The 24,107-nt window shown below is 72.6% G+C and carries 27 protein-coding genes; 12 read left to right on the top strand and 15 right to left on the bottom strand.

Annotated features, from left to right (window positions below; genetic code table 11):
- Positions 1–59: 59 nt before the first annotated feature.
- The 11 genes from ABZ815_RS22175 to ABZ815_RS22125 form a co-directional block, all read right to left on the bottom strand.
- On the bottom strand, positions 60–869 hold the full coding sequence (locus ABZ815_RS22175) for an alpha/beta hydrolase (protein ID WP_357700716.1): 810 nt from the start codon (positions 867–869) through the stop codon (positions 60–62).
- Positions 848–1,231 carry a VOC family protein gene (locus tag ABZ815_RS22170; protein ID WP_357700714.1) on the bottom strand — a complete coding sequence of 128 codons (384 nt, stop codon included), beginning with the start codon at positions 1,229–1,231 and terminating at the stop codon, positions 848–850. The genes ABZ815_RS22175 and ABZ815_RS22170 overlap by 22 nt, the downstream gene beginning before the upstream one ends.
- Before the next feature lie 97 nt (positions 1,232–1,328).
- The gene (locus ABZ815_RS22165; protein ID WP_357700712.1) at positions 1,329–2,285 is read right to left on the bottom strand and encodes a helix-turn-helix domain-containing protein; all 957 of its coding nucleotides are present in this window, start codon (positions 2,283–2,285) and stop codon (positions 1,329–1,331) included.
- 87 nt (positions 2,286–2,372) lie between these two features.
- Positions 2,373–3,302, bottom strand: a complete 930-nt coding sequence (gene lipA / locus ABZ815_RS22160) for a lipoyl synthase (RefSeq protein WP_357700710.1) — start codon at positions 3,300–3,302, stop codon at positions 2,373–2,375.
- A 42-nt stretch (positions 3,303–3,344) separates the two neighbouring features.
- Positions 3,345–4,328, bottom strand: a complete 984-nt coding sequence (locus ABZ815_RS22155) for a M48 family metallopeptidase (RefSeq protein WP_357700708.1) — start codon at positions 4,326–4,328, stop codon at positions 3,345–3,347.
- A 58-nt stretch (positions 4,329–4,386) separates the two neighbouring features.
- A complete protein-coding gene (lipB, locus tag ABZ815_RS22150) occupies positions 4,387–5,079 on the bottom strand; it encodes a lipoyl(octanoyl) transferase LipB (protein WP_357700706.1) in 693 nt (230 codons plus the stop codon).
- Between the two features lie 37 nt (positions 5,080–5,116).
- Entirely contained in the window at positions 5,117–5,854 is a 738-nt protein-coding gene (locus tag ABZ815_RS22145; RefSeq protein WP_357700704.1) for a peptidase E, read from the bottom strand.
- Between the two features lie 36 nt (positions 5,855–5,890).
- A complete protein-coding gene (locus tag ABZ815_RS22140; protein WP_357700702.1) occupies positions 5,891–6,784 on the bottom strand; it encodes a TIGR01777 family oxidoreductase in 894 nt (297 codons plus the stop codon).
- A gap of 67 nt (positions 6,785–6,851) precedes the next feature.
- Complete coding sequence (gene sucB / locus ABZ815_RS22135; protein ID WP_357700700.1) at positions 6,852–8,306, bottom strand: 2-oxoglutarate dehydrogenase, E2 component, dihydrolipoamide succinyltransferase; 1,455 nt, start codon at positions 8,304–8,306, stop codon at positions 6,852–6,854.
- 38 nt (positions 8,307–8,344) lie between these two features.
- Positions 8,345–9,709, bottom strand: coding sequence for a dihydrolipoyl dehydrogenase (lpdA, locus tag ABZ815_RS22130; protein WP_357700698.1), 1,365 nt, complete (start codon positions 9,707–9,709; stop codon positions 8,345–8,347).
- A gap of 51 nt (positions 9,710–9,760) precedes the next feature.
- Positions 9,761–11,230, bottom strand: coding sequence for a leucyl aminopeptidase (locus ABZ815_RS22125; RefSeq protein WP_357700697.1), 1,470 nt, complete (start codon positions 11,228–11,230; stop codon positions 9,761–9,763).
- A gap of 105 nt (positions 11,231–11,335) precedes the next feature.
- Here ABZ815_RS22125 and ABZ815_RS22120 point away from each other — a divergent pair, with 105 nt between their 5' ends.
- From ABZ815_RS22120 to ABZ815_RS22110, 3 genes are read left to right on the top strand one after another with little or no spacing between them, the layout of a single operon-like run.
- Positions 11,336–11,683 carry a GntR family transcriptional regulator gene (locus ABZ815_RS22120; protein ID WP_357700696.1) on the top strand — a complete coding sequence of 116 codons (348 nt, stop codon included), beginning with the start codon at positions 11,336–11,338 and terminating at the stop codon, positions 11,681–11,683.
- On the top strand, positions 11,680–12,645 hold the full coding sequence (locus ABZ815_RS22115) for a hypothetical protein (RefSeq protein WP_357700694.1): 966 nt from the start codon (positions 11,680–11,682) through the stop codon (positions 12,643–12,645). Before ABZ815_RS22120 ends, ABZ815_RS22115 begins: the two co-directional genes overlap by 4 nt.
- Positions 12,642–13,529 (top strand): CPBP family intramembrane glutamic endopeptidase, encoded by an 888-nt coding sequence (locus ABZ815_RS22110; protein WP_357700692.1) that lies wholly within the window; start codon positions 12,642–12,644, stop codon positions 13,527–13,529. Before ABZ815_RS22115 ends, ABZ815_RS22110 begins: the two co-directional genes overlap by 4 nt.
- A 42-nt stretch (positions 13,530–13,571) precedes the next feature.
- On the opposite strand, the gene ABZ815_RS22105 is transcribed toward ABZ815_RS22110, so the two are convergent.
- Positions 13,572–14,315 (bottom strand): adenosylcobinamide-GDP ribazoletransferase, encoded by a 744-nt coding sequence (locus ABZ815_RS22105; protein ID WP_357700690.1) that lies wholly within the window; start codon positions 14,313–14,315, stop codon positions 13,572–13,574.
- Between the two features lie 35 nt (positions 14,316–14,350).
- On the opposite strand from ABZ815_RS22105, the gene ABZ815_RS22100 reads away from it, so the two are divergent.
- A complete protein-coding gene (locus tag ABZ815_RS22100) occupies positions 14,351–15,151 on the top strand; it encodes an ATP-binding cassette domain-containing protein (RefSeq protein ID WP_357700688.1) in 801 nt (266 codons plus the stop codon).
- Between the two features lie 39 nt (positions 15,152–15,190).
- Here ABZ815_RS22100 and ABZ815_RS22095 read toward each other — a convergent pair whose 3' ends face one another.
- The gene (locus ABZ815_RS22095) at positions 15,191–16,174 is read right to left on the bottom strand and encodes a bifunctional adenosylcobinamide kinase/adenosylcobinamide-phosphate guanylyltransferase (RefSeq protein WP_357700686.1); all 984 of its coding nucleotides are present in this window, start codon (positions 16,172–16,174) and stop codon (positions 15,191–15,193) included.
- A 204-nt stretch (positions 16,175–16,378) separates the two neighbouring features.
- Between ABZ815_RS22095 and ABZ815_RS22090 the strand changes: the two genes are divergently transcribed.
- Positions 16,379–16,585, top strand: a complete 207-nt coding sequence (locus ABZ815_RS22090) for a hypothetical protein (protein WP_357700684.1) — start codon at positions 16,379–16,381, stop codon at positions 16,583–16,585.
- Between the two features lie 61 nt (positions 16,586–16,646).
- Here ABZ815_RS22090 and ABZ815_RS22085 read toward each other — a convergent pair whose 3' ends face one another.
- Entirely contained in the window at positions 16,647–17,645 is a 999-nt protein-coding gene (locus tag ABZ815_RS22085; RefSeq protein WP_357700682.1) for an aldo/keto reductase family protein, read from the bottom strand.
- 56 nt (positions 17,646–17,701) lie between these two features.
- Here ABZ815_RS22085 and ABZ815_RS22080 point away from each other — a divergent pair, with 56 nt between their 5' ends.
- Positions 17,702–18,652: a hypothetical protein gene (locus ABZ815_RS22080; RefSeq protein WP_357700680.1), complete on the top strand. Its 951-nt coding sequence runs from the start codon at positions 17,702–17,704 to the stop codon at positions 18,650–18,652.
- Positions 18,653–18,753: 101 nt separating this feature from the next.
- Here the strand turns inward: ABZ815_RS22080 and ABZ815_RS22075 are convergent, their stop codons facing one another.
- Complete coding sequence (locus ABZ815_RS22075) at positions 18,754–19,338, bottom strand: DUF3043 domain-containing protein (protein ID WP_357700678.1); 585 nt, start codon at positions 19,336–19,338, stop codon at positions 18,754–18,756.
- 151 nt (positions 19,339–19,489) lie between these two features.
- On the opposite strand from ABZ815_RS22075, the gene ABZ815_RS22070 reads away from it, so the two are divergent.
- The 6 genes from ABZ815_RS22070 (at position 19,490) to ABZ815_RS22045 (ending at position 24,075) form a co-directional block, all read left to right on the top strand.
- Positions 19,490–20,293: a PspA/IM30 family protein gene (locus ABZ815_RS22070; RefSeq protein WP_357700676.1), complete on the top strand. Its 804-nt coding sequence runs from the start codon at positions 19,490–19,492 to the stop codon at positions 20,291–20,293.
- Positions 20,290–20,568 (top strand): hypothetical protein, encoded by a 279-nt coding sequence (locus ABZ815_RS22065; protein ID WP_357700674.1) that lies wholly within the window; start codon positions 20,290–20,292, stop codon positions 20,566–20,568. The genes ABZ815_RS22070 and ABZ815_RS22065 overlap by 4 nt, the downstream gene beginning before the upstream one ends.
- Positions 20,569–20,573: 5 nt before the next feature.
- Positions 20,574–21,473, top strand: a complete 900-nt coding sequence (gene htpX / locus ABZ815_RS22060) for a zinc metalloprotease HtpX (protein ID WP_357700672.1) — start codon at positions 20,574–20,576, stop codon at positions 21,471–21,473.
- Between the two features lie 6 nt (positions 21,474–21,479).
- Positions 21,480–22,037, top strand: coding sequence for a hypothetical protein (locus tag ABZ815_RS22055; protein ID WP_357700670.1), 558 nt, complete (start codon positions 21,480–21,482; stop codon positions 22,035–22,037).
- A 25-nt stretch (positions 22,038–22,062) separates the two neighbouring features.
- Positions 22,063–23,406 carry an alpha/beta fold hydrolase gene (locus ABZ815_RS22050; protein WP_357700668.1) on the top strand — a complete coding sequence of 448 codons (1,344 nt, stop codon included), beginning with the start codon at positions 22,063–22,065 and terminating at the stop codon, positions 23,404–23,406.
- A gap of 66 nt (positions 23,407–23,472) precedes the next feature.
- The gene (locus tag ABZ815_RS22045) at positions 23,473–24,075 is read left to right on the top strand and encodes an SIMPL domain-containing protein (protein WP_357700666.1); all 603 of its coding nucleotides are present in this window, start codon (positions 23,473–23,475) and stop codon (positions 24,073–24,075) included.
- Positions 24,076–24,107: the final 32 nt, after the last annotated feature.

Here is a 24,107-nt window from a genome sequence, read left to right as displayed (position 1 = left end):
TGTTTCTCAGGAAACCGAGTACTCGATAGGTTTGTGACCTTTACGTTACGCAAAGCCTGTCATCGGGCGAAGAACTCCAGCAACTCGGGCACCAGCGCCTCCGGCGTCACGGCGTGGGCCTGATCCTCCAGCACCCGGTGCCGCGCCCCCGGCACGGCCGCCGCGACCGCCCGCGCCGCGGCCGCCATCCACCGGGGGCTGCGCTCGCCGCTCAGGACGAGCAGCGGCTGCGCGATCGCGGCCAGCGCGGCGGCCGGCAGCCGGTTGCCCGGCCCGAGGACGGCGGCCTCGTAGACCAGCGTGCGGGCCACGCCCTTGAGGTGCGCCCACGACGCGTCGGCCCGCATCGCGGCCACGGCCTCGGCCGGCACCTCGGCCGCCTCCACCATGAACCGCTCGACCGCCTCCTCCCACCGGCCGGCGTCGACCAGCGACTCAAGCTGCGCGGCGAAGTCGTCCGGCAGCGGGGGAGCGTCGTCGTCCACGTGGTAGGGCGGCTCCCACACCGCCACCCGGGTGATTCCGAGGCCCCGCGCCGCGGCCTCCAGCACGAGCGCCGCGCCGGACGAGCCCCCGAACACCATGGCCGTCCCGCCCGCCGCGCCGATCAACGCCGCCAGGTCCTCGATCTCCCGCTCGACCGCGTACGGACGGGTGTCGCCGCTGCCGCCCCGGCCCCTGCGGTCGTAGTCGAGGACCGTGAACCAGGGCGACAGGGCGGCGGCCACGCCCGCCAGCGTCGGGTGCGACCGGTCGCCGAACGCGCCGTTGACCAGCACGACCGCCGGCCCGGCGCCGTAGCCGTCGAAGGCGAGGACGGTGCCGTCCGCCGAGGTGACCCGGCCGCTCACGCGGGCTGGACCAGGCACAGCGCCTCCCAGTGGTGCCCGTCGAGGTCGGCGAAGCCGCGCTGGTAGCGGAACCCGGCCTCCTGCGGCACGCCGGCCGGGGTGGCGCCGAGCGCGAGCGCCTTGTCCACCAGTTCGTCCACCTGGGCCGGGTTCTCCATGCCGAGCACCACGATGGCCTCGGTGCTGGTGGCGGCGTCGGCGATCTCCTTGCTGACGTACGTGGCGAACGTCGGCTCGGTGAGCAGCATCACCTGCGTCTGCTCGTTGATCAGGATCGAGGCCATGCCCTCGGCCATGCCGTACATGGTGAAGCCGAGCTCGGTGAAGAACTTCTGCGACCGGTCCAGGTCCTTCACCGGCAGGTTGAGGAAGAGCTGCATGTCGTGGTCCTTAGCGTTCTGAGGGGTTTTGCGACACCCTCAGTCTGCTCACCACGGCCCCACGCGTCTTGGATCCCAGCGCCAGGGAAGTTGACGATCAGCGCACGGGATCGGCGCGCCGGAACTCGGCGGGCGGCATCCCGTACGCCCGCTTGAACAGCCTGCTGAAGTGCGCCGAGTCGGGCAGCCCCCACCGGGCCCCGACCTCGCTCACCGGCACGTGGCGGGCGGCGAGCAGGTCGGCGCGGCAGCGCTCCAGCCGCCGGTGCCTGATCCAGGCGGCCACCGTCGTGTTCTCGGACCGGAACAGCCGGTGCAGGTGACGCACCGAGACGTGGTGCGCCTCGGCCACCATGGCCGGGTCGAGGTCGGGCCACCCCAGACGCTGGTCGATGAAGGCGCGCACGCGCACCAGCAGCGCGCGGCGGCGGGCGTCCTCGGGCACCGCGTCGGCCCGCTCCGCGCGCTCGGCCAGGGCCGTGGTGACCAGGTCCATCACCACCGTCGCCAGCCTGGCCGCGCTGGCCGGGGTGTAGTCGTCGTAGTCCTGGGTGACCCGGCGCAGCAGCGGCACGGCCAGCGCGCCGGCGCCGTCGCGCGCCGAGACGGGCACCGCGGTCAGCCGGGCCATGTCGTCGTACGGCAGCGGCAGCAGCTCGTGCGGGAAGCTGAACACCGCGAGCTGCACGGCCGAGTCGTAGGCCACCTCGTAGGGCCGGGTGAAGTCGTAGACGGCGAACTCGCCCTTGTCCAAACGGATCTCGCGGCCGTCCTGGCGCAGCACCGGGTTGCCCGAGACGGCCAGCACGGCCCGGTAGAGCTCGGGGTTGTCACGGTGGATCAGCCGCGCGGTGCGGTGGACGCTGTGCGGCGTGGACGTGCGCACCCGGCCCACGCCCACCGGGCCCAATTGGCCCAGCTCGATCTCGCCCCGCAGCGGCGCGCCGGAGTCGATGCGCAGGTCGAGCGGGCCGAGCGTGTCGCAGACGATGCCGCGCCAGGCGTCGTGACGGCTGCGCGCGGGCAGATCGCTCGTGCGGATCACGGTCGCCATCGCCTCGCCCCTTCCTCGGCCGCCCTGCCATGCTAGGGACGCGAAAAGCCCCGGGCAAACCGCCCGGGGCTCCGCTCGCGGCGTGGATCAGGTGGTCTGACGGGCCGCGATGGCCTGCTGGTAGAGCCTGCCCGCGCGGTAGGACGAGCGCACCAGCGGGCCGGACAGCACGCCGGCGAACCCGATCGCCTCGGCCTCGGCCTGCAGCTCGACGAACTCCTCCGGCTTGACCCAGCGCTCCACCGGGTGGTGGCGCGGCGTGGGACGCAGGTATTGAGTGATCGTCAGCAGGTCGGTGCCGGCGGCGTGCAGGTCGCGCATCGCCTCGACGACCTCTTCGCGGGTCTCGCCCATGCCCAGGATCAGGTTGGACTTGGTGACCAGCCCGGCCTCGCGGGCCGTCGTGATCACCCCGAGCGAGCGCTCGTAGCGGAATGCCGGGCGGATGCGCTTGAAGATGCGCGGCACCGTCTCCACGTTGTGGGCGAACACCTCGGGCTTGCTGGAGAAGACCTCCTCCAGCTGGTCGCGGTTGCCGTTGAAGTCGGGCACCAGCAGCTCGACGCCGCAGCCGGGCAGCAGGGTGTGGATCTGCCGCGCGGTCTCGGCGTAGAGCCAGGCGCCGCCGTCGGGCAGGTCGTCGCGGGCCACGCCGGTCACGGTCGCGTAGCGCAGGCCCATCTGCTGGACGGACTCGGCGACCCGGCGCGGCTCGTCGCGGTCGTATTCCTTGGGCTTGCCCGTGTCGATCTGGCAGAAGTCGCACCGGCGCGTGCACTGGTCGCCGCCGATGAGGAAGGTCGCCTCGCGATCTTCCCAGCACTCGTAGATGTTGGGACAGCCCGCCTCTTCACAGACCGTGTGCAGGCCCTCCCGGCGCACGAGCGATTTCAGCTCGGTGTATTCGGGGCCCGTCTTCAGCTTGGTCTTGATCCACGGGGGCTTGCGCTCGATAGGGGTCTCGGCGTTACGCACCTCCAGGCGGAGGAGCTTTCTGCCATCAGGAGCAACGGTCACCCGTCCAGCTTACGTCCGCCGCCTAACCGGACCGGTCGAGGGTCAGGTGATCAGGCCGAAGCCGCGGATCGCCCTGGTGTAGTGGCGCGTCAGCTCCTCGTCGATCAGCGCGGACCCGGCGGTGCCCAGCAGCTCCGAGTGCGGCGCCGAGGTGAGCACGCCGTCGTCGGTGAGCCGGCGGCGGGTCAGCGCGCCCTGCCGGATCGCCGTGACGCTCTCGCCGCGCAGCGCCGCGGCCTGCATCGGCGCCAGGTAGCCGCCGGCGGCCAGGTCGCGCAGCTCGGCCAGCTCGTGCTCGGACACGACCCGCCGCGCGATCGCCTCCCGCCGCTCCTCGGTACGGGGACGCCCGGCGCGGGCCAGCGCCGTCAGCGCGTACTCCACCAGCAGCACCGGGCCGCCCAGCACTCGTCCGATCAGCCGGCCGATGGCCCCCGCCGCCTCGTACGTCGTGCCGGTCTGGTCGATCGGGCCCAGTGAGGACCTGGCGATCGCGGCCTGGGCCTCCTCCCTGATCTTCAGCGGGGCGCTCGACACGAGCAGCGCGTCGTGCCAGGCGGCCAGCGTGTACAGCGCGCCGTCCACGATCAGCTCCTCGCCGGCCGGCGTGCGCGCGTACGCGGTGGCCAGCAGCGCCACCCGTTGCCGCGGCGGCAGGGCCAGCCACAACGGCAGCCCGACGACCAGCACCGGCGTGCGCGGCACGCCCACATGGTCGTAGACCGTCTCGGTGGCCAGGTCTCGGACCGCGATCTTGCGCGGCCTCTTGACGCCGGCCCGGTCGGCCACGCGGTCGGCCAGGGCGTACAGCTCACCGGCGGCGGCGCGGTCGAGCACCTCGGCGTCGGCCGGCAGGCGGGGGAGGCGCGGTCGCAGCGCCCATCCCACGGCCAGGCTCACGCCGCCGACCAGCCACGCGAGGAGGGAGCCGAGATTCGTCAGCACGGCCCACGCGCCCAGCGCGAGGAAGGCCAGCGTGAGCAGGTGAACCAGGAGCGCGAGGAGAAGAGCGGCAGAACGCTTCACACGGGCGATGATAAGCCGGAAAGATCCACATTCGATCGCTGTTTCGATGCCGATTCGGTCACCTGCGCAGCAGATCCTCCTCGTGCAGGTCGAACGGCTCCCGGCCGAGCGCCTCGGCCAGCCGCTTCTCGGCGATCGGGACGACCTCCTCGACCACGATCCGGCGGCCGGTCTCCGCCGACAGCGAGGAGACCCCCGCGTCGGCCAGCCCGCACGGCGTGATCCGGTTGAACCACCGGGGGTCGTTGGCGCAGTTGAGCGCGAACCCGTGCATGGTCACGCCGCGCGCGACGCGGATGCCGACCGCGCCGAGCTGCCGGTCGGGCAGCCCCAGGGCGGCGTCGCCGGCCGCCCACACCCCCGGACGCCCCGGCACCCGCCGCCCGGTGACGCCGAAGTCGGCGCACACCTGGATCATCGTCTCCTCAAGGGCGCAGACGTAACGGGTCACGTCGGTCACGGCGACGATGGGGTAGGCGACGAGCTGACCGGGGCCGTGCCAGGTGACCCGGCCGCCCCGGTCGACGTCGACGACGGGGGTGCCGTCGTCGGGACGGTCGCCGGGCAGGGTGCGCCTGCCCGCGGTGTAGACGGGCGCGTGCTCCAGGATCAGGACGGTGTCGCCCAGCTCACCGGCGACCCGCTTGCCGTGCATCCAGCGCTGCAACGACCAGGCTTGCTCGTAGGGGACGTCCACACCAAGGCGGACGACGGCCAGCGCGTGGGGATCGTCCCCGTGGATGGGGCGCATGAGCCTATTGTGCCGTTCCCTCACCCTGTCAGGGTAATCAGGAGGTCAACAGGCGTGGCTCGATCCTGAACTCCTTGACGCCGTTGGAGCCGTCGTACTCCAGCCGGTACGCGTAGGCCCGCGGGTCGACGGTGACCGCCTGGATGAACTCGGTGCCCACGTAGTGCAGGGCCACGCCCTCGTCGGCGGCGTACCCGCCGGGCAGCTCGCCCGAGGCGACCGACTCCTGCAGCAGCGGGCGGCGCTGCGGCTCGGCGTTGTAGTGGACCCCGCACGAGTACGGCAGCAGCCCGAGCCCGTCGGCCCACGGACGCAGCGCCGGGCCGAAGGAGTCGGTGTTGCCGCCCACGTGCCAGCACAGCGCGCCCGCGCTCTGCCCGGACAGCACCACGCCCGCCCGCCAGGCCTCCTCGAAGACCTCGTCGAGGCCGTGCAGCCGCCACAACGCCATCAGGTTGGCCACGCTGCCGCCGCTGACGTAGATCATGTCCTGTTCGAGCGCCCACGACCGCGCGTCCTCGACGTTGGGCATGGGGAAGACGGTCAGGTGGCTCAGCTCGACGTCCCAGCCGGAGAAGGCGCCGTACATCTTCAGCAGCCAGTCGGAGGAGTCGCCGAGCGCGGTGGCGACCAGGCCGAGCTTGGGGCGGTCCTGGCCGGTCAGGTCGAGGCCGTACCGCAGCAAACCGCTCGCCTCGATGAAGTTGTGACGCTCGCTCGGGCGGAACGACCCGCCCCCGATCGCCAGAATGTGCGACTGCCCTGACCTGCTCATGTCGGATCTCCTGCGTGCTGAAGGACGAACGGCACCCTACAGTACGGCGCGCAGCGCCTCGTCGAGACGGGTATGCGTGAAGCCGTAGCCGCTGTCAAGCAGTTTCCGCGGAATCATCCGATGGCTCGGCAGCAGCCCCGCGCGAGCGAATTCGCCCACCCCGATGGACAGCGCGAACGCCGGTACGGGCATGGGGACAGTGCCTTTACGCAGGCATTTACCTAGAGTCCGAGTGAATTCTTCGTTGGTGACCGGAGAAGGCGCCCCAAGATTCACCGGACCCTCGATTTCCCGATTTTTCAGGATATGTAGGGCGGCGGCCACCCAATCGTCCTGCGAGATCCACGACCAGTACTGCCGGCCCGTCCCCAGCGGCGCGCCCAGCCCGATCCGGAAGATCGGCAACATGCGCCCGAGCGCCCCGCCGTGCGGGCTCAGCACCATCGCCGTACGCAGCAGGGCGACCCGGCAGCCGGCCTCGGCGGCCCGCTCGGCCTCCCGCTCCCAGCGCTCGCACAGCTCGGCCAGGAACCCCTTGCCCCTGCCCTGGCTCTCGTCGATCTCGCGGCTGCCGGTGTCGCCGTAGAAGTCGACCCCGGAGGCCGACAGCAGCACCGGGGGCGGGCTGCCGAGCGCGCGCAGGGCGTCGACCAGCAGCCGGGTGCCCTCGACGCGGCTGCGCACCAGCTCCCGCTTGTAGGCGGTGGTCCAGCGCCGGTCGCCGACGGAGGCTCCGGCCAGGTGCACCACGCCCTCGGCCCCTTCGAGCGCGGCCCGGTCGATCACCCCCGCCGACGGGTCCCAGAAGGCCTCTCCCGGCCCCGCCGGCTCCCGCCGGACCAGCCGGACGACCTCCCGCCCCTCGTCCCGCAGCGCCCCGACCAGCGCCGTACCGAGCAGGCCCGACGCGCCGGTCACGATGATCGCCATGGCCCCACAGTACGCCAAAGGCCGGGCGGCCCCCCGCAGGAGCCGCCCGGCCTGTCAGACGCGATGACTACGCGAGCCCGAGCTGGGCCTCGAAGCGGCCCTCCTCCAGGCGACGCTTGATCGTCGTCAGGAAGCGGGCGGCGTCGGCGCCGTCGACCAGGCGGTGGTCGTAGGTGAGCGCCAGGTAGACCATCGACCGCACCGCGATGACCTCGCCCTCGGGCGTGTCGAGCACGACGGGCCGCTTGACGACCGCGCCGGTGCCGAGCATGCCCACCTGCGGCTGGTTGAGGATCGGCGTGTCGAACAGCGCGCCACGGCTGCCGGTGTTGGTCAGCGTGAACGTGCCGCCGGTGATCTCGTCGGGCGTCACCTGGTTGTTGCGGGTGCGCTCGGCCAGGTCGGTGACCTTGCGGGCGATGCCGGCGAGGTTGAGGTCGCCGGCGTTCTTGACGACCGCCGCGAGCAGGCCGCGCTCGGTGTCGACCGCCATGCCCAGGTTCTCCACGTCGAAGTACGTGACCTCGTTGGTCTCGTTGTTGATCGTGGCGTTGAGCTTCGGGTGCTGCTTGAGCGCCTCGACGGTGGCCATCGCGAAGAACGGGGTGAAGGTCAGCTTCACGCCCTCGCGACGGAAGAAGTCGTCCTTCGCCCGCGCCCGGAGCTGGGCGATCTTCGTGACGTCGACCTCGACGACCGACGTGAGCTGCGCCGCGGTCTGCAGCGACTCGACCATGCGCTTGGCGATGGTCTGACGCAGCCGCGTCATCTTCTCGGTACGGCCGCGCAGCGTCGTGTCGACCTCGACCGGCTCCGGTGCGGCGGCGACCGGGGCCTGGGCGGCGGCCGGGGCCGGCGCTGCGGCGGCCGGCTGGGCTGCCGGAGCCGCGGCCGGGGCGGCGGCCTTCTCGCGCTGGGACTTGGCTGCCTCCAGCACGTCCTGCTTGCGGATGCGGCCGCCGACGCCGGTGCCGCTGATCGCGTCGAGGTTGACGCCGTGCTCGTTGGCGAGCTTGCGCACCAGCGGCGTCACGTAGGGGCTGTCGCCCGAGGACGGCAGCGGCGTGGGCTCGGCCGCGACCGGCGCCTGCTGCGGAGCCGGAGCCTGCGGGGCGGGGGCCTGCGGGGCGGGGGCCGGGGCCGGGGCCGGGGCGGCCTGCTGGGGAGCGGGCTGGGCCGGGGCCGGCTGCGGGATGGAGGAGGCCGGGGGAGCCGGGGCGGGCTCGGGCTCGGGCTCCGGCTCGGGAGCGGCCTGCGGGGCCGGGGCGGCGGCACCCGGCTGGGCGTTCTCGTCGATGATGGCGAGCTCGGCGCCGACCTCGACCGTCTCGTCCTCAGCCACGACGATCTTGGTGAGCACACCCGCGGAAGGCGACGGGATCTCGGTGTCGACCTTGTCGGTCGAGACCTCGAGGAGCGGCTCGTCGGCCTCGACGCGCTCGCCCTCCTTCTTCAGCCAACGGGTTACCGTGCCCTCGGTCACGCTCTCGCCGAGCTGGGGCATCTGTACGGAGACCGGCATCGTTATTCTTCTCTCGCGTTCTGATCTCGAGGGCTGGACTAGTTGTGTACGTGCAACGGCTTGCCGGCCAGGGCCAGCATCGCCTCACCGACTGCCTCGGACTGGGTCGGATGTGCATGGATGAGCTGGGCGACCTCTGCGGGCAGCGCCTCCCAGTTGTAGATCAGCTGGCCTTCCGTGACGAGCTCGCCGATGCGCCGGCCCACCATGTGGACGCCGACGACCGGCCCGTCCTTCTGGGCGATCACCTTCACCGCCCCGGAGGTGCCGAGGATCTGGCTCTTGGGGTTGCCCGCCAGGTCGTAGACCTGCTCGACGATCTCGATGCCGCGCTCGGCGGCCTGCGCCGACGTGATGCCGACCGAGGCGACCTCGGGGTCGGAGTAGGTGATGCGGGGCACGCCCGCGTAGTCGATCGGCGGCGGGTTGAGGCCGGCGATGTGCTCGGCCACCAGGATGCCCTCGGCGAACCCGGCGTGGGCCAGTTGCAGCGTGGGGATCAGGTCGCCGATGGCGTAGACGCCGGGGACGGAGGTCTGGCAGTGCTCGTCGACCACGACCGCGCCGCGCTCGACGGTCACGCCCTGCTCCTCGAAGCCCATGCCGGACGACACCGCGCCGCGGCCGACCGCGACGAGCAGGAGCTCGGCGTCGAGGGTCTTGCCGTTGGCCAGGGTGACGACGACGCCAGTCTCGGTGGTCTTGGCGGAGTCGAAGAAGACGCCCAGCTCGTACTTGATGCCGCGGCGGCGGAAGGCCCGCTCCAGCAGCTTGGAGCTGGACTCCTCCTCGGTCGGCAGCAGGTGCGGCAGCGCCTCGACGATCGTGACCTCGGCGCCGAACGAGCGGTAGACGCTGGCCAGCTCGACGCCGATCACACCGCCGCCCAGGACGATCACCGACGACGGCACGCGGTCCATCTTCAGGGTGTGCTCGCTGGTGATGATCCGCTCGCCGTCGATCTCCAGGCCGGGCAGCGTGCGGGGGGCCGAGCCGGTGGCCAGCACGAGGTTGGCGCCCTCGTAGACCTCCGAGCCCACCTGCACGCTGCGCGGGCCCACCAGACGGCCCTCGCCCTCGACCACCGTCACGCCCGCGCCCTTGAGCAGGCCCTGGACGCCCTTCCAGGCACGCGTGACGATCTTGTCCTTGAACGCGTGCACGCCCTGGACGTCGATGCCCTCGAAGCTCGCCTTGACGCCGAAGGACGCGCTCTCGCGGGTCTCGTCGGCGACCTCGGCGGAGTGCAGCAGGGCCTTCGTGGGGATGCATCCCCTGTGGAGGCAGGTGCCGCCGATCTTGTCCTTTTCGATGAGGACGACCGACTTGCCCAGCTCGGCCGCCCGGAGCGCGCAGGCGTAACCGCCGCTGCCGCCACCTAGGACGACGATGTCATAGGCCACAGGAAGGCTCCTTGTCGGGGTGTTCGTGATGCCGTCATCTTTTCATTTGTTTCAGATGCTCGCGTGCCGCTCTGCGAGTCCGATGAGGGTGCGGGTGATCGCGCCGGTGCCGCCCTTGGGGGTGTAGCCGTACGGCTCGCCCTTGTTGTACGCGGGTCCGGCGATGTCGAGGTGCGCCCAGCGAACCCCGTCGGGCACGAACTCCTTGAGGAAGATGCCCGCGGTGAGCATGCCGCCGAAGCGCTCGGGGTGGAGGTTGGCGATGTCGGCGATCGGCGAGTCGAGGCCCTTGCGCAGCTCCTCCGGCAGCGGCATGCCCCAGGCGCCCTCGCCGGCGGCGGTGGCGGCCTCGACGACCAGCTCCCTGACGGCGTCGTCGTTGGCCATGACGCCCGCGGTGCGCCAGCCGAGCGCGACGATCTGGGCGCCGGTCAGCGTGGCGATGTCGACGATCAGGTCGGGGGAGTCCTCGGCGGCGCGCGCGATGCCGTCCATGAGCACCAGACGGCCCTCGGCGTCGGTGTCGAGCACCTCGACCGTCTTGCCGCTGTAGCTGTGGATGACGTCGGAGGGACGCTGGGCGGTGCCGCTCGGCATGTTCTCGGCCAGGCAGAGGTAGCCGACGGCGTTGACCGGCAGGCCGAGCCTGGCGATGCCGATCAGCGCGCCGAGCACGGCGCCCGCGCCGCCCATGTCGGACTTCATCCAGTCCATGGCGGCCGACGGCTTGAGCGACAGGCCGCCGGAGTCGAACGTGATGCCCTTGCCCACGAACGCCAGCGTCTTGGCGGCGTCGGGGTGGCTGTAGGCGACGCGGACCAGGCGCGGCGGGTTGACCGAGCCCTGGCCGACGCCGACCAGGCCGCCGTAGCCGCCGTCCTTGAGCTGCTTCTCGTCGAGCACCTCGACGGTCAGCCCGGCCTTGGCGCCCTCCTGCTCGGCGAGCTCGGCGAACTTGGCCGGCCACAGGTCGGACGGCGGCGTGTTGACCAGGTCGCGGACCAGCGCGACCGACTCGGCCAGCACCCCGGCCCGCTCGGCGACGGACTCGGCCTGCCCGGACAGGACGGTGATCTCGGCGACGGGCGCCTTCTGGCCCTCGCCCGTGCGGTAGCGGTCGAAGCCGTACGCGCCGAGCAGCGCGCCCAGCGCGACGGCCTCGGCCTGGGCGTCGTCGTCGGCGGGCAGGGCCAGCGCGGCGCGCGCGGTGCCGGCCAGCGACCGGACGGCGGCTCCGGCCGCGCGGCGAAGGGACTCGTGGTCGGACGACTCGCCCAGGCCGACGGCGACGAGCACCGGGGCCGTGACGTTGCCGAAGGTGGGCAGCTTGGCGACCTCTCCGGGTTTGCCGGAGAAGCCGAGGGAGCTGAGGGAGGCGGAGAGGTTGCCGCCGAAGGCCGCGTCGAGGGACTCAGCGCCCGTGGCCGGGCGGGGGCCGTTCTGGCCGGGCCGGAAGCCGACGATCAGGGCATCGGTGTCGACAGAGACTGGGTCTGCTGAGTTCAGCCGCACAGTGGTCACGTAAACCGATGCTATCCACGGTTTCTGCGTACTCACAAACAGGGGTTCATCCTACAAATGCTGGTCGCGCGCATTCCGTTTCTTGGTGCTAGTGTCATTAGCATCATGTTGCTCGCGCTCGATCTCAACGACGCACGGCCCCTCCACGAACAGGTGTCCGGCGCCATCCGCCGTGCCATCGGCGAGGGCTCCTACGCGCCCGGTGACCGCCTTCCGCCGGCCCGCGACCTCGCCAGGGTGCTCGGCATCAACCCCAACACCGTGCTGCGCGCGCTGCGCGACCTGCGCGACGAGGGGCTGCTGGAGTTCAGGCGGGGGCGCGGGGTCAGCGTCGCGGGCCGGGCCGACGGGCGCGCGCTGCTCGTGCAGCGGGCCCGCGAGCTGCTGGAGGAGGCCGAGAGGCACGGCTACCGCCGTGAGGACCTCATCACCATCCTGGAGGATCTGCCATGAACCCACGAGTCGCCGCCGCGGCGTGGGGCGCGGCCGTCACCGCCGCCCTGGTCCTTGGCCCGATGGCGCTGCGCGACCGGCTGCCCGAACCGCTGGCCACCCACTGGAACGCGGGAGGCGTCGACAACTCGGCCTCCTTCCAGGCCCACGTGCTGACGGTGGCCGCGGTGTGGACCCTGGTGTGGGTCGCGCTGCTGGCCGTCGCCGCGCGCGGCTGGGCGCTGCGGCACAGGAACGGGCGGGCGCTGTGGTGGGGCGGGCTGTTCGGCGGCGGGGTCCTGGTGCTCGGCACCCAGGCCTCCACCCTGTCGGCCAACCTCGACGTGCCCGACTGGACGGCCGCGAGCCTCTCCGGCTGGCAGGTCCCGCTGGTCGTCGTCGGGTCGCTCGGCGTGGGCGTGCTCGCGGGCTACCTCGGCAGGGGCGCGCCCGACCCCGTCCAGGCCGTGCAGCCGCCCCCGGCGATGCGCCTGCGGCCCGGCCGGCGCACGGTCTGGGTCAGCCGTCTGGTCAACCCGTGGCTGGTCGCGCTGGCGCTCGTGGCCGCGGCGGCCGTCGCGGTGCTCTGCGGGCTGCGCCTGGCCGGCGCGGTCTCGGCCGCGACGCTGGCCTCGGCCCTGCCCGGGGCCGTGATCGCGATGGTCGTCGGGCTGGCGACCGCCGGCCTGACCGTACGGGTCGGCGGCGACGCGCTCGTCATCGGCTTCGGCCCGCTCGGCTTCCCGGCGCGCAGGATCCCGCTGTCGAAGATCGACCGGGCCTGGACGGAGGTCCGCAGGCCGAGCGAGGTCGGCGGCTGGGGCTTCCGGGGCATCCCGGGCATGGCCACCATCATGCTGCGCGGCGGCGAGTGCCTGGTCGTCGGCTACCGTTCCGGCGGCCGGCTGGCGATCAGCATCGACGACGCCGAGAGCGGCGCGTCCCTCATCAACGCCCTCGTCGCGGAGCGTGTCCGGTCATGAGAAAGCAGCTCGCCGTCTTCCTCGTCCTCGCGTTCGGGCTGTCCTGGCTGGTGGCGCTGCCCATCTGGCTCGGCGCCGGTCTCGCCTCGCCCGCGGCCAAGGGGCTGGCCGCCGTCATGATGTTCACCCCCACCGCCGGGGTGCTCGGCGTGTGGGCGCTGTCCCGCGCGCCCTGGCGGCGGTGGGCCGCCGAGACCGGCCTGACGCTGGGGGAGAGCAAGGGGCGCACCGGCCGGTACGTGCTCGCCGCCTGGCTGGGCGTGCCGCTGCTGATCGCCGTCTGCGCCGGGCTCAGCACCGCGGTCGGGCTGTTCCCGCTCGACCTCGACCGGTTCAGCCTCTACCGGGCCACGCTCGAAGCCGCGGGCGTGCGGCCGCCGGCCGACCCGGGCCCGGCTCTCTACCTGCAGATCGCCATCGGCGTGCTGGCGGGCCCGGTGCTCAACGCCATCCCGGCGCTGGGCGAGGAGTGGGGCTGGCGCGGCTGGCTGCTGCCGCGGCTGTCGTCCACGTACGGGGCGATCGGCGGGCTGGCGCTGTCCGGCGCGATCTGGGGACTGTGGCACGCCCCGGTCACCCTGCTCGGCTACAACTACCCGAGCCTCGGGTCGTGGGCGGCGCTGCAGTTCATCGGCTTCTGCGTGCTGGCCGGGATCGCGGTGGGCTGGCTGCGGCTGCGTACGGGCAGCGTGTGGCCCTGCGTGGTCGCGCACGGCTCGCTGAACGCGGTCCTTCCGGCCGTGCTGCTGCTCGGGGACGCCGCGGCCCCGCCCGACACGGCGGTGTCCGGGCTCACCGGGCTGGTCGGGTGGGTCCCGCTCGCCCTGCTCTGCGTGATCCTCCTCCGCACCCTCCGGACCCGCGTCCCGCAGCCGGTCGCCTGACCCGCCCCCCGTCCTCCGTGGCCGCGTGGGCGAGCCGCTGGGTCAGCCCAGGATCGCGCACACCACGAGCGCGGCCGCCGTACCGGTCTCCACCAGCGCGCCGAGCACGTCGCCGGTGACGCCGCCGAGCCGCCGCCGGGCGTGCCGGAGCAGCAGCAGCGCCGCCCCGAGCCCGGCCGCCAGCGCGAACGGCGGCGCCCACGTCCCGGCCGCCAGCCCCAGCCCGGCGCTCACCGCGAGGGCGGCCAGTGTGGCGAGCCACGCCGCCGGAGCGCTCACGGTGCCCGCCACCATCGCCCCGAGCCCGCCCGGACGGGCGGCGGGCACGCTCGCCCGGCAGGCCCAGGCGAGCGCCAGCCGCCCGGCCACGCAGGCGGTCACCAGGGCGGCGTAACCGGCCCCGGTCAGCGCCGCCGCCTGGACGAGCAGCGTCAGGACCAGCGTCATCACCCCGAACGGCCCGATGTCCGACTTTTTCATGATGTCGAGGGCCGCGTCGGCGGGCTTGCCGCTGCCCAGGCCGTCGGCGAGGTCGGCCAGCCCGTCCAGGTGCAGCCCGCGGGTGAGCGCGGCCAGCAGCGCGAGCGCGAGCCCCGCGCCCAGCAGCGGCGGCCCAGGAAGCAGCAGCGCCAGGCCCGCCACCGCGCCGAGCCCCAGCCCGACCGCCGGAGCCGTCACCATGGCCCAGCCGGCGACCTCCCGATCGACCCGTTCGACCCGCACGGGAACGGCGCTGAGCGTGCCGATCGCGAGGCGCAGCCCATGGGTCAGCTCAGCAAGCCGCATAACGACCGATCCTAGGGCCGACTAATGTGGCGGGAATGCACGTGCTTGAACTCGAAGGTGTAGCTGTCCGGGTTGTCGGCAAAACGCTGCTCGACGCCATCGACTGGCAGGTGGAGTACGGCGACCACTGGGTGATCCTCGGCCCCAACGGCGCGGGCAAGACCACCCTGCTCTCCCTGGCCGGAGCGGTCCGCCACCCGAGCGAGGGCACGGTCAGCGTGCTCGGCCACCGGCTCGGCCGGATCGACCTGCGGGAGCTGCGCCGCCACATCGGCCTGGTCGCCGCGAGCCAGCGGCTGGTCGACGAGGAACTGATGGAGCAGGAGGGCGCCACCGCCCACACGGTCGTCCTGACCGGCCACACCGGCACCAGCGTCCCGTTGTGGGACAAGTACGGCGACGCCGAACGCGAACGCGCCGGCCGCCTGCTGGCCGACCTGGGCTGCAAGGACCTGGCCGAGCGGCCGTTCCGGGTGTGCTCGCAAGGGGAGCGGGCCCGGGTCAGGGTGGCCAGGGCGCTCATGGCCGAGCCCGCCGTGCTGCTGCTCGACGAGCCGTTCGCCGGGCTCGACCTGCCGGCGCGCGAGGACCTCATCACCGCGGTCGAGCACCTGGCCGCCACCCGGCCCGTCCTGACCACGGTCACGGTGACCCACCACCTGGAGGAGGTGCCCGCGACCACCACGCACGCGCTGCTCATGCGTGACTCGCGGCTGCTGGCCGCGGGGCCGGTGTCGGAGGTGCTCACGGCCGGCAACCTGTCCGACTGCTTCGGCCGGCCGCTGCAGGTGGACCGCCTCGACGGTCGCTGGTACGCCAGAGCCGTCCGCCCGTAAGGCCCTTCTTCCGCAGGTCGTGGACTCCCGCTCGCGGGGTCAGAGCTCCAGGGGGCGTCCGGCGACCACCAGGGCGACGTACTCGGACTCGGCGGCGAGCCGTTCGTTGAGCCTGCCGAGCGCGTCCCTGAAGGCCCGTCCGGCGGACGTGGCGGGCACCACGCCCATCCCCACCTCGTCCGAGACCGCCACGAGCGGCACCGGCGTGCCCCGCCACGCCGCGACGAGCTCCGCGCAGCGCCGCTCGACCGGCGCGCGGTCGCCGTCCCATGCCCCGTGCTCGTCGAACACCGCCGCCAGCCACGTGCCCAGCCCGTCGATCAGCAAGGGCGTGCTCGCCGCGCCGATGACACCCGCCAGGTCCGTGGTCTCGACCGTGTCCCAGTGCGCGGGCCGCCGTTCCTTGTGCGCCCGCACCCGCGCCGCCCACTCGCCGTCCGCCGCGCCGTCGCCGCCGGTGGCGACGTAGGTGACGTACGGCTCGGCCGCCAGCCGCAGCTCCGCCTCGGCCGACTTGCCCGACCTGGACCCGCCGAGCAGCAACGCCCGGCGCGGCGGCGTCCCGCGTACCGTCCGGCCGCTCTCCAGGACCGTCCCGTCCGGCACGGCCACCGCCCCCCACAGCCGCAGCCGCCTGGCCAGCTCCTCCTCCGACCTGATCCGGTGGTCCAGCCACGCGGCCACCACCATGGTGCGGTCGTCGGCCAGCCCGGCCCGGCGCAGCTCGCCGAGCCGCTGCGGGCGGTCGAGCAGGTCGAGCACGACGACGTCGTACCGCGCGGGACCGTCGGCGGGGGGCTCGCGGCCCGGCGGCAGGCACAGGACGGCCTCGCCCCCGGCCCCTGCCAGCCCGAGCCCGTCGCCGAACGCGCCCTCGCCGGTGAAGGGGAAACGGGCCACGTCGTCCACGACCAGGTCGAAAGGGCGGCGACCGTGGCGGGGGAGCCGGGCGCAGGAGGCGCACGCGCACCCGTCCGCGGGCCATCCCGCCTCACCCGCGGTCCCGGAGAGAAGAAGCTTCACCGCCCAGAGGCTACGCGCCCGGACAAGAACCGCCCGCCAGGCCGCACACGACGACGAGCCGGACGGCCACCCCCAGGACGGCCCCGCCGGCCCCGCCGCGACACGGCACGCGCGCGGCCTCGATGGACTTCCGAGCTCGGGAGTAGGGTTCCAGTGCCGTCGGAGGGAAAGCGCCGGCGAACCCGCGGAGAAGGAGCGTATGGCATGACATGGCGGTGGCGTTATGAAGATGCAAATGGTGGTGAGGTGACGGACCGCCCTTTGCCGCGAGAGATTTTTCCGAGTCAGGCCGATGCGGAGTCCTGGCTCGGGGAGAACTGGCGCGACCTGCTCGAATCCGGAGTCGAGCAGGTGGCGCTGCTCGACGAGGACCGCGTCGAATACACCGGGATGTCATTGCGTCCGGAGTGATCCGGGAAAAGGAAGAACCCCTTGAGCGCATCGCGGCTCAAGGGGTTCTCGTCACCTCGGGTCAGGGACGGGTGGCCGGGCTCACCGTCTTGGCCGGGTCGCGCTCCACGACCGTGCCGAGCACGTCGTCGATGCGCTTGAGCACCTCGTCCTCCAGCTTGACGCCGGCCGCCTTGACGTTGTCGCGCACCTGCTCGGGGCGGGTGGCGCCGACGATGGCGCTGGAGACGTTCGGGTTCTGCAGCACCCAGGCGACGGCCAGCTGGGCCATGGTCAGGCCGAGGTCGTCGGCGATCGGCTTGAGCTCCTGCACGCGGGTGAGCACGTCGTCGTTCAGGTAACGCGCGATCATGGCGCTGCCGCTCGCGTCGGTCGCCCGCGAGCCCTGCGGCGGCTGCTGGCCGGGCAGGTACTTGCCGGTGAGCACGCCCTGCGCGATCGGCGACCAGACGATCTGGCCGACGCCCTCACGCTCGCTCAGCGGCACGACCTCCGACTCGATGACCCGCCACAACATCGAGTACTGGGGCTGGTTCGACACGATCCGGTCGAAGCCCATCTCGTCGGCGATCTTCAGCGCCCGGCCGATCTGCTCGGCCGTCCACTCGCTGACGCCGACGTAGAGCACCTTGCCCTGCCGTACGAGGTCGTCGAACGTCTTGAGCGTCTCCTCAAGGGGCGTCTCGTTGTCGAAGCGGTGGGCCTGGTACAGGTCGACGTAGTCGGTCTGGAGGCGGCGCAGCGAGGCGTTGATCGACTCGGTGATGTGCTTGCGGGACAGCCCGCGGTCGTTCTTGCCGGGGCCGGTGGGCCAGTAGACCTTGGTGAAGATCTCCAGCGACTCCCTGCGGACGCCCTTGAGCGCCCGGCCGAGCACCTCCTCGGCTTTCGTCCCCGCGTAGACGTCCGCGGTGTCGAAGGTGGTGATGCCCTCGTCGAGCGCCGCCTGCACGCACAGCTTGGCGGCGTCCTCCTCGACCTGGGAGCCGTGGGTGAGCCAGTTGCCGTAGCTGATCTCGCTGACCAGGAGACCGCTGCGGCCGAGGTGTCGGAATTCCATACGTTCGACCTTAGAGCGTCACATGAGCCGATTCGTTTCGGGATAGGGTGCGCGACGTGCTCAAGCTCGTCCGCCAGGCTCTCACCGCGGCCGTCCTGATCGCCCTCGCGGTGCGGTTGCGCCGCCGTGCCCGTCTGCCGAGGGCCGAGCCGCCGCCGTCCGTCCCGGCGCCCGTACGGCGGGCCCGAGGCGCGGGAACGGTCCTGGCGTGGCTGGTCATCGCGGTCGTCGTGGCCCTGATGCTGGGGTTCGCCCTGATGGGTACGTCGGTGCAGCGCGGCGCCCCGGCCCTCGTGCGCGCCGTCACCGAGCAGCAGGAGCCGCTCCCGGTCCACACCGGGAACGCGACGCCCGTGGAGCCTGCGGCCGACCCTGTGGCGACCGGCGAGCCCACTCCGGCCGCCTCCGCCGCCCAGGCCCCCAACTGCGCGCCCCGGCGCCGCCCGATCGACCCCCGCAGGGTCGCGCCCGACGTCAAGCGGGCCGTGGACGGCCAGTGGCGGCGCATCGAACGCTGGCTCAGGCGCAACGCCCCCCGCACCTACCGCACGCTCGGCGGCCCGGTCAGGGCGCGCACGATCGCCGTGGCCGAGTCGCAGATGGGCGTGGACTTCCCGGACGCCCTGCGCGCCTCCCTGCTGCGTCACAACGGCGCGCGCGGGGCCGGCGTGCTGGGCTTCCGCCCCGGGGCGCGCCAGCAGCTCACCGTCCGCGGCATCAGGGACGCCTGGCGCGAGATGTGCGCCCGCCGGCCGGCCGGCACCTGGGACGGCCTGCTGATCCCGTTCCTGTCCTACACCGCCTCCGACGGCGTCACGGCGTACGCCACCGGGTACGCCACCGTCAGCTCCGCCGACGGGACGGTGTCCGGGGCCACGAGCAGGCGGCTGCGGTCGTCGTACACGCTGCTGCGGACCGTCGCCGACGCCCTCGAACGCGGCGGGACGATCGACGGCCGCCGCCCGGTCGTCACCGGCGGCCACCTGCGCTGGAAACCGGCACGCTGAAGGCGGGCGTGAGGGGGAAGCACGAGTGCCCACCACCGGACGGTGATGGGCACGCGGGCGTCGCCGATAGGCCGTTTTCCCGAAAAATCGGGAAAACAGGGCTACTTCTTGGGCGGTGCGGGCTTGCCGCCCGGAAGCACCGTGGGCGGCGGGAACCGCAGCTTGCGGATCTGCAAAGCCCGCATCGCCGCGTAGAAGCCGACGCCCTTGACGCTCTCGTTGGGAAGCTTGGCCGCGACCTCCTTCTTCACCTTCCACGCCACGTAGACGGAGGTGAACAGGACGCCGACCATCATGATCGGCCAGCCGACCGCGATCACGATGTTGAGCACCTGCGCGCGGACCTCGATCGGCCACGGCACCCAGGTCGCCAGCAGGATCAGTAGCGAGAACGGCAGGAAGTACTGGCTCGGCAGGCGTCGCGAGTCGACCCAGTCGCGCGCGAACTTGCGCGCCGGACCCTTGTCGCGAACGGGAAGAAACCGCTCGTCACCTGCGAGCATGCCCTTGCGGGCCCGGTCGCGCTCGGCGGCCTGCTTGGTCCGCATCTGCCGATAGGCCTCCTTGCGGTCCTTCGGCGCGGAGACCGGCTGGCGTCGTCTGCCCTCGGCATCCCGGCGCTTGGGTGTGGGACGACCTTTACCCTGGGGCTTAGGATCGTCAACGGGGACGGGGGTGTCGTCCACGGAGGTTTGGGATCGGCGTCGCAACACACGTCAACCCTACCTGGACTGCAACTTAGTGACGCCCCCGTGCGTTATGCGTAGGGTAATCCCAAGGCGGCTGCGCTGCATTGGGTGAACACCAGCACGACCTAGAAGGGGACGGCCGACGCGCATGAGCGTGATGAAGAGACTTTCGATGATCTTCAAGTCCAAGGCCAACAAGGCCCTGGACAAGATGGAGGATCCGCGCGAGACGCTTGACTACTCCTATCAGCGGCAGCTCGAGTTGCTGCAGAAGGTGCGTCGAGGGGTGGCAGACGTGGCCACCTCGCGCAAGCGGGTAGAACTGCAGATCAACGGCCTGGAGGCCCAGGCCAGGCGCTACGAGGACCAGGGCCGCAAGGCGCTGTCCGTCGGGCGCGAGGACCTCGCGCGTGAGGCCCTGCAGCGGCGGTCCAATCTGCAGGGGCAGATGGCCGACCTCAAGGTCCAGCACGACAACCTGCAGGCCGAGGAGGAGAAGCTGACCACGGCTTCCCAGCGGCTGCAGGCCAAGGTCGACTCCTTCCGCACGAAGAAGGAGACGATCAAGGCGACCTACACCGCCGCCGAGGCCCAGACGCGCATCAACGAGGCGTTCTCCGGCATCTCGGAGGAGATGGGCGACGTCGGCCTGGCGATCCAGCGCGCCGAGGACAAGACGGCGCAGATGCAGGCCCGCGCGGGCGCGATCGACGAGCTGCTGGCCAGCGGCGCGCTCGACGACTTCAGCGGCACCCGCGGCGACGACATCCAGGCCGAGCTCGACCGCATGGGCGGCGGCATGGACGTCGAGCTGGAGCTGGCCCGGATGAAGTCCGAGCTGGGCCAGGGCCCGGCGCCCAAGAGCGCCATCGAGCAGGGGCAGCCCCAGCAGCAGGCCCAGCCGCAGCAGGGTCACACCCAGCAGCTGCGTCAGCCCGGGGAGAACGCATGATCGTCAGAATCATGGGCGAGGGCCAGGTCGAGATCTCGCCGGACGACATCACGGTGCTCAACGAGCTCGACAGCGAGCTTGAGGCCGCCATCGAGACCGGTGACGAGAAGGCCTTCCGCGTCAAGCTGCACGCGTTGCTCGACAAGGTGCGCCATGTGGGCAAGGCGCTTCCCGACGACAGCCTTGAGCCGTCAGAGCTGATCCTTCCCCCCGCGGACGCCTCGATCGAGGAGGTCCGGGAGATGCTGGGCGACCAAGGCCTCATTCCGGGCTGATCCCCGTGGGCACGCGGTTCGCGTCCGACAGCGGCCTGACCCGCCGCATGGTCGTGACGATGTTCCTGCTGGGGCTGCTGTACGTGGTGTTCGTCGGGGTGCTGATCGCCCTCGGCGTGCGCGCTCTGACCGTGCTGGTGCTCGCCGGGGGGCTGCTGCTGGTGCAGTACTTCCTGTCCGACCGCATCGCCCTGTTCGCGATGCACGGACGGGAGGTCTCCCCACAGGAGGCCCCCGAGCTCCACGGCCTGATCGACCGGCTGTGCGCGCTGGCCGACATGCCCAAGCCACGGGTGGCGATCGCCGACTCCGACGTCCCCAACGCCTTCGCCACCGGCCGCAACCAGAAGCGGGCCGTCGTCTGCGTGACGACGGGCATCCTGCGCCGCCTGGAGCCGCAGGAGCTCGAAGGCGTCCTGGCCCACGAGCTGTCGCACGTCGCCCACCGCGACGTCGCCGTCATGACGATCGCCTCGTTCCTGGGCATCGTCGCGGGCCTCATGACGAGGTTCGCCCTGTACGCCGGCTTCGGCGGGCGGCGGGACAACGGCCAGGGCGGCATACCGGTCGGGCTGATCATCATGCTCGTCTCGATCGTCGTGTACGCCGTCAGCTTCCTGCTCACCAGAGCCCTGTCGCGCTACCGCGAGCTGGCCGCCGACCGGGCCGGAGCCCTGCTCACGCAGCGTCCCTCGGCCCTGGCCAGCGCGTTGACCAAGGTCACCGGCGACATGGCGCGCATCCCGACGACCGACCTGCGCGAGGCGGCGCCGTTCAACGCCTTCTACTTCGCCCCGGCTCTGGCCAGGGGGGAGACGCTGGCGAACCTGTTCTCGACGCACCCGCCGCTGGAACGGCGGCTCGAACTCCTCGCGTCCATCTCCAAGCAGCTCGGAAGGGGCTGAGGCCGCATGGGCTGGCTCGACTCGCTGCTGGGCCGGTCCAAGCCGGTCAAGCCCAACCTCGACGCGCTGTTCGCGCTGCCGTCCGCGGCCGTGACGCTCCAGGCCGCGACCGGTCTCGTCCCCACCGGTCTCGGCTCGGTGTCGTTCAGGGCCGCGGAGGGCGGCGCGTTCGCCACGCTGGAGAGCGACGTCAAGGCGCTGCTCGGCGGGCGCGTCGAGGAGTCCGACGACGGCTACGGCTACACCTGGCTGCTGGTCCGCCGCACGCCGGACGCCGTCGGCGACCTGGTCACCGAGCTGCACGCGGTCAACTCCTCGCTGGAGTCGGCCGGGTTCGGGCCCTCGTTGCTGTGCTCGCTGGTGTCGTTCGCCGATCCCGGCGGGAAGCGGCTGGCGGTCGTGTACCTGTACAAGCGCGGCACGTTCTACCCGTTCGCGCCGCTGCCCGGGAACAGGCGTGACAACGCCCTCGAACTGCAGGTCCGAGGGGCTCTGGAGGGCGAGCTGCCACTGGAGGCCGACCTCAGCCGATGGTTCCCGGTATGGGGTGCTCCGGGCCTTTGACCACGGCTGGTGATGTAATCATCACGTGGAGCGAAGGTTGTTCATCGCCGCGGCATCGGCGCTCATCGTGGCGGCCGTGCTGTACAGCGCGTGGATCACCGGCCAGTTCACCACGCCCGCCGTGGACAGGACCGACGGTTACGTCAGCGAGCTGGCCGCCCGCGACCAGCCCTGGACACGCCTGTTCCGGGTCAGCGACGTGCTGTCCGGGCTGGCCTGCCTGGCGGCCGTGGCGACGCTGCCGAGGGTGGCGCGCGAGTGGGCGGGCTGGCTCGCGCTGGCCGCGTTCGGGCTGCTGACGGTCGTCTCCGGCCTGATCCCGCTCGACTGCGCCGTGCTCAGCGACCCCACCTGCGTCGGCGACGGGATCGCCCACCGGCTCCACATGGTGGCCGGCGCGCTGGCCATGACGGCCGTGCTGACCGCCATGGCGCTGCTGTCGGCGCGCTGGCGCTCATGGGTGTCGTGGCTGTTCACCGGCCTGAGCGCGGGGGCCACCGGGCTCATGCTGGTCGCCCTGGCCGCCGGGCGGCTCGCCGGCGTCGCGCACCGGATCCAGCTCACGATGATCGCCGTCTGGGTGGTGTACGTGGCGCTCAGGCTGCTCGTCCACGACGGCGAGGAGGCCCACTGCGGCCCCCCGCACGTCGTCGACCAGGGCGCGGGCCCCGGCGTGCTCATCACGGCGGGCCTCGGGGGCGCCTGGTTCCACTGGGACGCCGTGGCCGCCGGGCTGGCCGCCTGCCACCGGGTCGTGCGCTTCGACCGGCCGGGGCTCGGGCTCAGCCCGCCGGCGACCGACCGGCCCACCCTGTACGCCGAGGTGGCCCGGCTGGCGGCGCTGGCCCCCTCGCACCCCTCCCAGGTCACCCTGGTGGCGCACGGCCTGTCCTGCTGGCACGCCGAGGCCTTCGCCCGGCTGCACCCGTTGTGCGTGGCCAAGCTCGTCCTGGTGGACCCGAGCCCGCCGCCCGGACGCCGGCCGCTCGCGCTCGCCGCCGTCCTGGGCGCGTGGCTGCCCGCGCTGGGCGGCACGTGGGGCGCGAACGTGCTGGCCCGGCTGGCCGGACCGCCGGCGCACCGCCTGGTCACGGGCACGGGCGACCCGTTCGGCGTGTACCGCATGGGCAAGGTGCCCGCGGCGGTGGCGGGGGAGTGGCTGGCCCGCCGCGACATGGCCGCCGACCTCCGCAGCATCAGGGCCGGTCACCCTTTTCCCGACATCCCGGTCACCGTGCTCGGCGCCGGCGCCCGGGACGCCCGCCAGGAGCGCCTGGCGGGCTACCTCGACGCCAAGCTCGTCCTGCTGCCCGGCTCGGGGCGCCGGATCGAGCTGGACGATCCAGGGTCGATCGTGGACGCCGTGTGACACGGCCGTAGGCGGGGGCAGGACACGCCCGTAGGATCGAGGCGAACCCAGTCGAGGGGGGCAGGCGTGGACATCTCCGTCGTCGGTGAGGGCAGCGTGCAGGCGGCGCCCGACGTCCTGCGGTTGCTGGCGGGCGTCGAGGTGCGCAGGTCGTCGGCGTCCGAGGCGTTCACGGCGGTCAGGGCCGCCGCGGCCCGGCTGGCCGGCGCGCTGGCCGGGGCCGGGATCGCGGCCCACGACGTGCGCACGGTCGAGCTCTCACTCGGCCCCGAGTACGAGGTCTACCCGAAGGTCTCCGCCTACCGGGCGGCCCAGGGCGTCGAGGTGGTCGTCAGGGACCTGTCGCGGGCCGACGCCGTCATCGACACGGTCGCCGGCGTGGGCGAGGAGGCCCGGCTCAACGGCGTGACCTTCGAGCTGTCCGACCCGGCGGCCGTCCTCGGCGAGGCCAGGACCGGCGCCTTCAGGGACGCCGCGGCCAAGGCCGCCCAGTACGCCGAGCTGGCCGGACGCCCGCTCGGGCCGGTCGTGTCGATCTCCGAGGAGGTCCGGGGAGGCGGCCCCCAGCCGCTGTTCGCGATGGCCGCGGCGGCCGACGCCGGCTCCGCGGTCAGCCCGGGCCGCCAGACCCTGACGGTGAACGTCCGCGTCGGCTACGACTTCGCCTGACGGCGGCATAAGCACGCCGGCCCGCGGCGAGG

It is taken from the genome of Nonomuraea sp. NPDC047529 (assembly GCF_040642995.1).
Classification (GTDB): Bacteria; Actinomycetota; Actinomycetes; order Streptosporangiales; family Streptosporangiaceae; genus Nonomuraea.
This window is presented reverse-complemented; position numbering and strand designations above follow the sequence as displayed.

Coding starts and splice junctions, on each gene's coding strand:
- ABZ815_RS22170 (WP_357700714.1), bottom strand. CDS start 1,231: ATGCAGCTCTTCCTCAACCTGCCGGTGAAGGACCTGGACCGGTCGCAG.
- ABZ815_RS22165 (WP_357700712.1), bottom strand. CDS start 2,285: ATGGCGACCGTGATCCGCACGAGCGATCTGCCCGCGCGCAGCCGTCAC.
- lipB (WP_357700706.1), bottom strand. CDS start 5,079: ATGCGCCCCATCCACGGGGACGATCCCCACGCGCTGGCCGTCGTCCGC.
- ABZ815_RS22145 (WP_357700704.1), bottom strand. CDS start 5,854: ATGAGCAGGTCAGGGCAGTCGCACATTCTGGCGATCGGGGGCGGGTCG.
- ABZ815_RS22140 (WP_357700702.1), bottom strand. CDS start 6,784: ATGGCGATCATCGTGACCGGCGCGTCGGGCCTGCTCGGTACGGCGCTG.
- sucB (WP_357700700.1), bottom strand. CDS start 8,306: ATGCCGGTCTCCGTACAGATGCCCCAGCTCGGCGAGAGCGTGACCGAG.
- ABZ815_RS22120 (WP_357700696.1), top strand. CDS start 11,336: ATGTTGCTCGCGCTCGATCTCAACGACGCACGGCCCCTCCACGAACAG.
- ABZ815_RS22115 (WP_357700694.1), top strand. CDS start 11,680: ATGAACCCACGAGTCGCCGCCGCGGCGTGGGGCGCGGCCGTCACCGCC.
- ABZ815_RS22110 (WP_357700692.1), top strand. CDS start 12,642: ATGAGAAAGCAGCTCGCCGTCTTCCTCGTCCTCGCGTTCGGGCTGTCC.
- ABZ815_RS22105 (WP_357700690.1), bottom strand. CDS start 14,315: ATGCGGCTTGCTGAGCTGACCCATGGGCTGCGCCTCGCGATCGGCACG.
- ABZ815_RS22100 (WP_357700688.1), top strand. CDS start 14,351: ATGCACGTGCTTGAACTCGAAGGTGTAGCTGTCCGGGTTGTCGGCAAA.
- ABZ815_RS22090 (WP_357700684.1), top strand. CDS start 16,379: ATGACATGGCGGTGGCGTTATGAAGATGCAAATGGTGGTGAGGTGACG.
- ABZ815_RS22085 (WP_357700682.1), bottom strand. CDS start 17,645: ATGGAATTCCGACACCTCGGCCGCAGCGGTCTCCTGGTCAGCGAGATC.
- ABZ815_RS22070 (WP_357700676.1), top strand. CDS start 19,490: ATGAGCGTGATGAAGAGACTTTCGATGATCTTCAAGTCCAAGGCCAAC.
- ABZ815_RS22065 (WP_357700674.1), top strand. CDS start 20,290: ATGATCGTCAGAATCATGGGCGAGGGCCAGGTCGAGATCTCGCCGGAC.
- ABZ815_RS22055 (WP_357700670.1), top strand. CDS start 21,480: ATGGGCTGGCTCGACTCGCTGCTGGGCCGGTCCAAGCCGGTCAAGCCC.